Below are 235 nucleotides of genomic sequence, written 5' to 3'. Positions count from 1 at the left end.
CGATCAGCTTGTTATTGCAACGCATGAAGAGGCAGGATCTGATGGGAAAATGAATACAGGTAACCCTGGAGATGATATAGATAATATTACGGTGGTTGATTCGGTTGCTAATCTTAATGAACCACCAGAAGAGGACTGTCGGCTTTATTTGGTGATGGAAGCTGATGGCACTTATAGCCTGTATGTCTACCCTGATCTACAACCGATTCGTGACGCAATAGATTCTACAGTAGGT

The 235-nt window shown here is 43.0% G+C and carries 1 pseudogene; it reads left to right on the top strand.

The annotated features are described in order from the left end of the window. Window positions 1–235, top strand: a pseudogene (locus FDX22_RS24060) (IpaD/SipD/SspD family type III secretion system needle tip protein); the annotation flags it as partial.

The sequence above is a fragment of the Citrobacter sp. TBCS-14 genome (genome assembly GCF_005280805.1).
In the GTDB taxonomy this organism is placed as follows: Bacteria; Pseudomonadota; Gammaproteobacteria; order Enterobacterales; family Enterobacteriaceae; genus Citrobacter; species Citrobacter gillenii.
This window is presented reverse-complemented; position numbering and strand designations above follow the sequence as displayed.